The sequence below is a fragment of the Variovorax sp. 01T439_2 genome, assembly GCF_056398445.1.
The window spans coordinates 1-4,693 of the sequence record NZ_JBFTPJ010000440.1; the positions used below are offsets into that span (position 1 = coordinate 1).

At 64.9% G+C, this 4,693-nt stretch carries 4 protein-coding genes; all 4 read left to right on the forward strand.

Annotated features, from left to right (window positions below):
* Window positions 1–1,126, forward strand: a 1,126-nt coding sequence (locus tag AC1DOC_RS19855) for an amidohydrolase (RefSeq protein WP_478130342.1), incomplete at its 5' end; no start/stop codon positions are given.
* Window positions 1,127–1,404: 278 nt separating this feature from the next.
* The gene (locus AC1DOC_RS19860) at window positions 1,405–2,643 is read left to right on the forward strand and encodes a serine hydrolase domain-containing protein (protein WP_478130343.1); all 1,239 of its coding nucleotides are present in this window, start codon (window positions 1,405–1,407) and stop codon (window positions 2,641–2,643) included.
* A gap of 51 nt (window positions 2,644–2,694) precedes the next feature.
* Window positions 2,695–3,525 (forward strand): alpha/beta fold hydrolase, encoded by an 831-nt coding sequence (locus AC1DOC_RS19865; protein WP_436042075.1) that lies wholly within the window; start codon window positions 2,695–2,697, stop codon window positions 3,523–3,525.
* A 99-nt stretch (window positions 3,526–3,624) separates the two neighbouring features.
* Window positions 3,625–4,602, forward strand: a complete 978-nt coding sequence (locus AC1DOC_RS19870) for a LysR family transcriptional regulator (protein ID WP_015865927.1) — start codon at window positions 3,625–3,627, stop codon at window positions 4,600–4,602.
* Window positions 4,603–4,693: the final 91 nt, after the last annotated feature.

Here is a 4,693-nt window from a genome sequence, read left to right on the forward strand (position 1 = left end):
CTCTCGGACTGGAACTCTCGGACTGGAAGTGACCACGGGCGTTGGCGGGCATGGCGTGGTCGGCCTTCTCAAGGGCGCGTTGCCAGGAAAAGTCGTGGCACTGCGTGCCGACATGGACGCGCTGCCAGTGGTCGAGGAAACAGACTTGCCGTTCGCTTCCCKGGTGGTCGCCGACTACATGGGCAAGCCGACGCCGGTGATGCATGCATGCGGCCACGACGGACACACTGCCATCTTGATGGGGGTGGCCGAATTGCTGTCTCAGATGAGGTCCCAACTCAAGGGCACCGTGAAGTTCATCTTCCAGCCGGCGGAGGAAGGAATTCCTGACAGTACCGGGGCTAGGGAAGGCGCGTCCTGGGGAGCGAAAGCCATGATCGAGCAGGGTGTCCTTCAGAATCCCCGCGTCGATGCGATCTTCGGCCTGCACATCAATCCCGGTCTGCCGAGTGGAAGTATTGGGTATCGAAGTGGACCGCTCATGGCCGGCGCCGACGAAATCCACATCCACGTCGAAGGAAAGCAGGCCCACGGCGCCTCACCATGGAATGGTGTGGACCCGATCGTGGTGTCGTCCCAGATCATTCTGGGCCTCCAGACCATCGTCAGCAGGCAGCTCAACATCAGCCAGGAGCCCGCGGTGATCAGCATCGGAGCCATTGCGGGTGGCAATCGGTCGAATATCGTCCCGGAATCCGTCAAGCTGCTTGGAACCCTGCGAACGTTCGACGAGCCGATGAGGAACGATGCCAAACAACGCATAGCCCGAACCGCTAACCTGATCGCTGAGTCTGCGGGCGCCAGAGCCAAGGTCAACTTCGGCCCCCTCAACTATTCGGTAACGACCAACGATGCCTCCTTGACCGAGGCGTCCCTGCCGGTTCTCAACCAAATGACGGGCAACAGGGTGTCGGTGATTCCCAAGCGGAGCGCATCAGAGGATTTTTCCGAGTACCAGCGATTGGTACCGGGAATGTTCTTCCTTCTTGGCGCGATGCCGGAAGGCAAGTCACTGGAGACGGTTGCACCCAATCATTCACCGAAGTTCGATTTCAACGAGGACGCGATGGCGGTCGGAGTGCGGTCCTTGTCCGCGTTGGCGATCGACTATTTGAACCGGCACTGAGCTCCGGGCACTTGGGAAAAGTGGCTGTCGCCGATCCGACTCCCAGTGCACGCCAGCGTCGACGCTGTACGGTATTTGGGGCCTGGCTGGAGCGGCATAGCAGGTCTGATCCGCGCGGCACTAGCACTGGTGCACTTGGATTCTTAGTCTCGAAGCTCTTGAGGAGGCGCGTGACCACGCGCACTAAATCAGGAGAAGCACCATGACCGAGGAGAGGTATGCAACCTTCCTGAGCCCATGCGCGCCGAATCAGAAAAACCTATTCCATGGAGACAAAGATGACTATTCGACCTTCGACCGCCACCGCCCGCACCGGGCTGTCCGTGCTTCTGAGTTGTGTGTTGCTGGCGGGTTGCGCGACAGCGCCACAGGCCACGGCCGACCTGCCGTTCGTCGAGGGCACGCCTTCGGCGACGCTCCTGGCCGTTCGCCGCGCCAAGTCGGACCCGGCGGTGAATTATCTGACCTATCAGCACATGGACCAGCTGTTCGGGGTCTCGCGCTTGACTGCGTCACCTCGGCCGACACCGATCGCCGGCCGCGCGCAATGGTCCAGTGGCGACTTCCGTCTATCCACCGGCGGCACGACTGAAAGCTTCGACACCTTTCTCGAGCGGCACCGCATGAACGCGATCGTGGTGCTGCAAGATGGGAAGATCGTCAAGGAGACCTACCGCAACGGCAGCGGGCCGGCGACGCCCTTCATCGGCTACTCGATGTCCAAGTCAGTCATCGCCATGTTGATCGGTATCGCCATCCAGGAAGGACGCATCAAGAGCGTCAACGACCCCATCGTCCAGTACCTGCCGGAACTCAAGGGCACGGGCTACGACCCGGTCACCGTGCGCAACCTGCTGATGATGCGCGCTGGCACCGACTGGAAGGAAATCTACACACCCGGCAGCGAGCTCGACCGGCACCGCGACCAATCGCTCAACGAGGCCAAGGTGTACTACGAGGACTATGCATTCAAGGCCAAGTCGCTGCTCCCGCCAGGCACGCGCTTCAACTATTCGACGCTCGATACCAACCTCGCAGGCTGGCTGCTTGAACGTGCCGTTGGCATGCCGTTGTCGACTTAMATGGCGACGCGGCTCTGGCATCCGATGGGGGCCGAGGCCGACGCCTATTGGGTGAACCAGGGGCCGGGTCAGGCGCAGCGTCCGTTCTACGGTGCCGGAATGGCGGCCAGCCTGCGCGACTGGGCTCGCATCGGGCAGGTTGCGCTGGACGATGGTCGGGCACAAGGAGCCCAACTGGTCCCGGCCGCCTGGATGAAGGAATCCACCTCGCGCCTGAACGATCAGCCCGGCTATGGCTACTTCTGGTGGACCATCGGCGACAAGGGTTACGGCGCCCTCGGCGTCAACGGCCAGGCGATCTACGTGCAGCCTGCCACGCGCGTGGTGATCGCGGTCGCTGGCTATTGGAAGGGCGCCACGGACGACACGCTCAGTGACGAACGCACTGCCTTCTTCGAGGCCGTCGCGGCCTCCGTGGCCAAAGGAGGCCGCTGAGTGGTCACGCGACAAGGAACACGGGGCGGGCGCCGAGGATGGCTAGCAGCGTTGAGTCTCATCGCGGTGCTGCCCGCGTGCGCGCTGCGTTCGGGCGAAATTGCGGCGCGCCGACGCGAGTTGGTACGCGATGGAGATGTGCAGTTGGATGTGATCGTCGAGGGCGCCGGGCCGACGATCGTGCTACTGCCTTCGCAGCAACGCGACTCGGAGGACTACGACGAACTTGCGCGCCAGCTCGCCTCGAAGGGATTCAAGGTGCTGCGCCCGCAACCGCGCGGGATGGGCGCGAGCCGCGGTCCCCTGGAGGGGATCACGCTGGACACTTTCGCGGCCGACGTGGCGCTCGTCGTGCGACGCCTGGGCGGCGGGCGCGCGGTGATCGCAGGCCATGCCTATGGCCACTTCGTGGCGCGCGTGGCCGACCTTCGCTATCCGGAGCTGGTTCGCGGCGTGGTGGTGCTCGCATCTGCGGCGCGAACGATTCCGCCGGGCGTGCAGGCGTCGCTGATCATCGCGGGCAATCCTAAGCAATCCCGCGAGGCACGGCTGGCGGCGCTGCGCCACGCCTTCTTCGCGCCTGGCAGTGATCCCACGCCATGGCTGGAGGGCTGGTACCCCGAGCTTCTGCCCGCCTACCGCGACGCGATGACGAGTCCACCCAAGGATCAATGGTGGCCGGTCACTCACGCCCCCATCCTGGACCTGCTGGGCGGCAGCGACCCGTGGCGGCCGCCGTCCAGCCGGGACGAGTTGAAGGCGGCGCTGGGTAGCAAGGTGACGGTAGAGGTCATCGCCGGTGCCAGCCACGCGATGGTGCCGGAGCAGCCGCAGGCGGTGGCGGTGGCCATTGCGCGATGGGCGAACGGGCTTGCGCCTTGAACGCGTGCGCGCACGGTCGATGTCCCGACCCTGCGCCAGGCCGGGTTGCCTGGGGTGCGCCGGCGACGCAGCCGGATAATCCGGCTGCAGGAGACATGCATGCAGACAGCAAAAGCCACAGACATACGACTCGCCCTGGCCAGCGACCTGACGATCTGGCGCTCGTTCCTGGCGATCGCGGAGCTGGGCAGCCTGACCCGCGCCGCGCTCTATCTGGACAGCAACCAGTCGCTGCTGAGTCGGCAGATCAACGCGCTGGAACGCCAGTGCGGCTGCCGCCTCTTCACGCGCACAGGGCGTGGCGTGGAGCTGTCGGAAACCGGCACCCGCATCCTGGAACAGGTGCGAGAGTTGCTGCAGGGCGCGCAGCAGCTCGAGACCGATATTCGCAGCAACCTGCAGCAGCCAGCCGGGCGTGTCACCCTGGGACTGCTGCCCTCCATCTCGTCGGCGCTGGTCGGGCAGTTGTTCTCGCACATGCGTGAGCACCACCCGGCGGTGCAGCTGAAGATCCTGGAAGGCTCCAGTGGCCAGGTCGAAGAATGGCTGACGGATGCGCGCGTGGACTTGGCCATCCTGTACCGGTACGCTACGCTGCCCGAGCACGAGCAGAAGCTGGCGACGGTGGACAGCTACCTCGTCGGCCCAGCGGGCGATGCACTCACGGGCGGCGGTGACATCCCGGTGTCGGCCCTGGCCGGTTTGCCCTACATCCTGCCCAGTGCGCCCAACGGCCTGCGCAACGCGCTCGATGCCGTAGCACGCCAGGACAAGCTGGCCGTCGTGCCGGTGATCGAGGCTGATTCGCTGCCGCTGTTCAAGTCCCTGGCTGAGCAGGAGCACCTGTACTCGGTGCTCCCGCTGCATGCGGTGTGGCACGAGATCGAGGAAGGCCGGCTGCAGGCCGCCAAGATCGCCGATGCGCGCCTGCAACGCAGCATCACCATGGCCATGTCCAAGAGCAAGGGGCCGGCACGCGCGGTGCAGGTGGTGGCCGCGGCTATCTGCACCATCGTCGACGAGTTGGGGCGCCGCGGCATGTGGCATTCCACGGCGCAGGACATCTCCATGGCCTGATGCTGCCAGGCGTGCGGCGCTTCCATGTCCCGGCACGCAAGCCAGCTTTGCACGGCGCCCGCTAGCGGCTGACCGGGGCGCGGCCTAGAGT

Bases quoted from the DNA above. Each gene is read 5' to 3' on its own strand.
- AC1DOC_RS19870 (WP_015865927.1), top strand. From the start codon at position 3,625: ATGCAGACAGCAAAAGCCACAGACATACGACTCGCCCTGGCCAGCGAC.